This is a genomic window from Massilia alkalitolerans DSM 17462 (genome assembly GCF_000427785.1).
GTDB classification, from domain to species: Bacteria; Pseudomonadota; Gammaproteobacteria; order Burkholderiales; family Burkholderiaceae_D; genus Telluria; species Telluria alkalitolerans.
The window spans coordinates 1-4,302 of record NZ_ATYR01000068.1; the positions used below are offsets into that span (position 1 = coordinate 1).

The 4,302-nt window shown below is 65.6% G+C and carries 4 protein-coding genes; 2 read left to right on the plus strand and 2 right to left on the minus strand.

The features are described 5' to 3' along the window. Nucleotides 1-244: 244 nt before the first annotated feature. Complete coding sequence (locus YWC_RS0126775; protein ID WP_027868089.1) at nt 245-1,906, minus strand: cation acetate symporter; 1,662 nt, start codon at nt 1,904-1,906, stop codon at nt 245-247. Continuing rightward, the gene (locus YWC_RS31150) at nt 1,903-2,247 is read right to left on the minus strand and encodes a DUF485 domain-containing protein (protein WP_051306790.1); all 345 of its coding nucleotides are present in this window, start codon (nt 2,245-2,247) and stop codon (nt 1,903-1,905) included. The genes YWC_RS0126775 and YWC_RS31150 overlap by 4 nt, the downstream gene beginning before the upstream one ends. Before the next feature lie 161 nt (nt 2,248-2,408). Between YWC_RS31150 and prpR the strand changes: the two genes are divergently transcribed. Together prpR and YWC_RS32525 are read left to right on the plus strand one after the other, a co-directional pair. After that, nucleotides 2,409-4,013 carry a propionate catabolism operon regulatory protein PrpR gene (gene prpR / locus YWC_RS0126785; RefSeq protein WP_027868090.1) on the plus strand — a complete coding sequence of 535 codons (1,605 nt, stop codon included), beginning with the start codon at nt 2,409-2,411 and terminating at the stop codon, nt 4,011-4,013. 125 nt (nt 4,014-4,138) lie between these two features. Then, nucleotides 4,139-4,302: helix-turn-helix domain-containing protein (locus tag YWC_RS32525; protein ID WP_169728158.1), on the plus strand; the 164-nt coding region annotated here is incomplete at its 3' end.

Genomic DNA, 4,302 nt, shown 5'->3' on the forward strand with positions numbered 1-4,302 from the left:
GCCGGATACTCAGCGCATCCGCGCTCGCCAGCGCCTGTTCGATCCATTCAGTAGGAAGATGCTCACCCAACCTTGTCCAGTCGGGAGCTTCGAGATGATTTGCTAGAAAATGAAGAGTGTCATCGAACATGGCGACGAAGGTTAACAGCGATGCGCAACGTTTACAACGACAAAATAAAAATGCCGTTCAGTCTTAACTGAACGGCATTACCGCCGCAGCGGGGTTTGGTTCAGGCTTGGACGCTTAGTGGGAGCTTGCCGCCGCCGCACCGATGCCGGTTTCCGAACGCACTTCCTGCGCCTCGAAGCCGGCCTTGTCGATCGCGGCGCGCGGGCTCTTGTCGGTCACCGAGAAGAACCAGATGCCGAAGAAGCCCACCGCCATCGAGAAGATCGCCGGCGAGGTATAGGGGAAGATCGCGCTGGCGTTGCCGAGCACGTCGACCCACACCGACTTCGACACCACGGTCAGCACGACCGCGGTCGCCAGGCCCAGGAAGCCGCCCACGGTGGCGCCGCGGGTGGTGCAATCCTTCCACAGCACCGACATGAACAGCACCGGGAAGTTGGCCGAGGCCGCGATCGCGAAGGCCAGCGACACCATGAAGGCGACATTCTGCTTTTCGAAGGCGATCCCGAGCAGCACCGCGATCACGCCCAGCGCGACGGTGGTGATCTTCGAGACCTTCAGTTCGTCGGCGCTGTTGGCCTTGCCCTTCTTGAACACGGTGGCGTACAGGTCATGCGACACTGCCGAGGCGCCCGACAGGGTCAGGCCGGCCACCACCGCCAGGATGGTCGCGAAGGCCACTGCCGAGATGAAGCCCAGGAAGATGTCGCCGCCCACGGCATTGGCCAGGTGCACTGCCGCCATGTTGTTGCCGCCCAGGAGCTTGCCGGCCGCATCCTTGAAGGCCGGGTTGGTGCCGACCAGCACGATCGCGCCGAAGCCGATGATGAAGGTGAGGATGTAGAAGTAGCCGATCCAGGTGGTGGCCCACAGCACCGACTTGCGCGCCTCTTTCGCGCTCGGGACGGTGAAGAAGCGCATCAGGATGTGCGGCAGGCCGGCGGTGCCGAACATCAGCGCCATGCCGAAGGAGATCGCCGAGATCGGGTCTTTCAGGAAGGTGCCCGGGCCCATGATCGAATCGCCCTTGGCGTGCACCTCGGTGGCGGCCGAGAACAGCTGTTCCGGGCTGAAGTTGTACTGCGCCAGCACCGCGAAGGCCATGTAGGACGCGCCCGACAGCAGCAGCACGGCCTTGATGATCTGCACCCAGGTGGTCGCGGTCATGCCGCCAAACAGCACGTAGACCATCATCAGGATGCCGACGATGACGACGGCGATCCAGTACTCGAGGCCGAACAGCAGCTTGATCAGCTGGCCGGCGCCGACCATCTGCGCAATCAGGTAGAAGGCCACCACCACCAGGGTGCCGGAGGCCGCGAACACGCGGATCGGCTTCTGGTGGAAGCGGTAGGCGGCCACGTCGGCGAAGGTGTAGCGGCCCAGGTTGCGCAGGCGCTCGGCCATCAGGAAGGTGATGACCGGCCAGCCGACCAGGAAGCCGATCGCGTAGATCAAGCCGTCGAAGCCGTCCAGGAACACGGCGGCCGAGATGCCGAGGAAGGAAGCGGCCGACATGAAGTCGCCGGCGATCGCCAGGCCGTTCTGGAAGCCGGAAATGCCGCCGCCGGCGGTGTAGAAGTCGGAGGCCGAGCGGGTCTTGGCGGCGGCCCACTTGGTGATGAACAGGGTTGCCACCACGAACAGCGCGAACATGCTGATCGCGGTCCAGTTGGTGGCCTGCTTGGTGGCCTGGCCGAGGTCGGGCGCGGCCAGGACGGCGCCGCTGGCGAGCAGCAGCGCCGCTGCGACGGAAGAACGGTTCAGGGCCTTCATGCTGCCACCTTCTTTCCGCTGCCGCTGCCGTTGCCGCCGGCAACATTGGCCTTGATGGCCTCGGTCAGCTGGTCGTATTCGCTGTTGGCGCGGCGTACGTAGACGGCAGTCACCACGACCGTGAACAGGATCACGAACAGGCCCAGGGGAATGCCCCAGGTCATGACGCCGTCGCCGATGCGGCTGCCCATGAATTCCTTGTCGAAGGCGCAGAGCAGGGTGAAGCCGTAGTACACGACCATCATGCTCCAGGTGAGAATCCAGCCGAAGCGCGAACGCTTCGTGACCAGCTTGCGATAGTTGGGGTCGGCTTTGACCCGCCGAACGATGTCTTGATCCACTTGTGTCTCCTGTTATCTATTCTGGTGATGCCTGGTATTCAGGGCTGGATCCCATCCTACGGGCGTGCCCTTACCTCATTCTTACGCTGGCTTACGCGTAACTGACAGCGGCCGGCCCCGCAAGTTCAAGGCAGGCGCATGGAATCGGCTACACTTGCCGCATGAGTTCATCCACACGCAGCCACGGCGACGGCGGCGACAAGCCGGTCATCTGGACCGTGTCGGTGTCGCGCCTGTCCGACCTGTTCCGCGACATCACCCTCGAGTACGACCACCTGGCGACGATCGAACCGGTCCACCTCGGTTTCGACGAAGCCGCGCGCACGCTGCGCGAGCGCCTCGCGACCGAGCGTTGCGACGTGGTAATCGCCGCCGGATCGAACGCCGCCTACCTCAAGGGCCGGATCTCGGTGCCGGTGGTGGTGGCCAAGGCCAGCGGCTTCGACGTGATGCAGGCCCTGGCGCGCGCCCGCCGCGTCTCGAACCGCATCGGCGTCATCACCTACCAGGCGCCGCTGCGCGAACTGGCCGAGTTCGCCGACACCTTCGGCATCGCGATCGCGCAGCGCACCTACGTGACCGAGGAAGACGCACGCGCCTCCCTCAACGAACTCAAGGCGCTTGGGGTCGAGGTGATCGTCGGCGCCGGTTTGATCACCGACCTGGCCGAGGAGGCGGGCCTGACCGGGGTGTTCCTGTACTCGGCCGCCTCGATCCGCCAGGCCTTCGACGACGCGCTCGAGATGGCGCGCCTGACCCACCTGGAGGCGAACCGCGGACGCCGCATCGCGGGCGCGGATGCGCGCCGTGCACGGCGTGGCCTGCACGACCTGCGCGGCGAATCGAACGCCATGGAACGCCTGCGCCAGACTGTGGTGCTGTACGCGCGCTCGCCGGCCACGGTCCTGATCCAGGGCGAGACCGGCAGCGGCAAGGAACTGGTGGCGCAGGCCATCCACCGCGAGGGCCCGGCGCGCGCCGCCAACCGTCCTTTCGTTGCGGTGAACTGCGGCGCGATCGCCGAATCGCTGCTGGAATCCGAACTGTTCGGCCACGAGGAAGGCGCCTTCACCGGCGCGCGCCGCGGCGGCCACGCGGGCCTGTTCGAGGCGGCCAACGGCGGCACCCTGTTCCTCGACGAGATCGGCGAGATGCCGCTTGCCCTGCAGACGCGCCTGCTGCGCGTGCTGGAAGAGCGCGAAGTGATGCGCGTGGGCGGCACGCGGCCGGTGCCGATCGAGGTGCGCGTGATCAGCGCCACCCACTGCGACCTGGAAGCGCGCGTGCGCGAGGGACGCTTCCGCGCCGACCTGTTCTACCGCCTGGCGGTGCTGCGCCTGGCCCTGCCGCCGCTGCGCGAACGGGTGGCGGATATCGTGCCGCTTGGCGAATGGTCGCTCAAGAACGCGCTGGCGGCGCTGGGCGCCAGGCCGCACCCGAACCTGCACGCCGAGATGCGGGCCTGCGCCTCCGTGCTGGAAGCCTACGGCTGGCCCGGCAACGTGCGCGAGTTGCGCAACCTGATGGAGCGGCTGGCGCTGTTCCTGGCGGCGGAGCCGCTGCAGGCGCTGACGCCGAGTTTCCTGGTCTCGATTGCCCCTGAGCTAAACAAGGCGATGCTCATGCCTGCACCCACGCCAGAGGCCGACACCGACAGCATTGCCGCGGTGCTGGCCCGCTTCGGCGGCCAGCGCGATGCGGCGGCGAAGCACCTGGGCATCAGCCGCACAACGCTGTGGCGGCGCTTGCGGAGTGAGAACACGTAGGGTGGGCGGGTCTGTATGGCACAGGGACATAGGTAACAGTCGTCTAGAGACATAGGTAACACCTTTTATGATCAGCGCACGACCAATAACTGGAGCGTGCGATGCCTTGGAAGGAGTGTTCCCGGATGGCCTCTCGTCTCGAATTTGTGGTGCTGGCAAGCGCACCAGAAGCCAACGTCAGCGCCCTGTGCCAGGCATTTGGAATCAGTCGCAAGACGGGTTACAAATGGCTTTCCCTGTTCAAAGAACAGGGAAAGGACGGGTTAAATGACCGGTCCCGCCGCCCGCA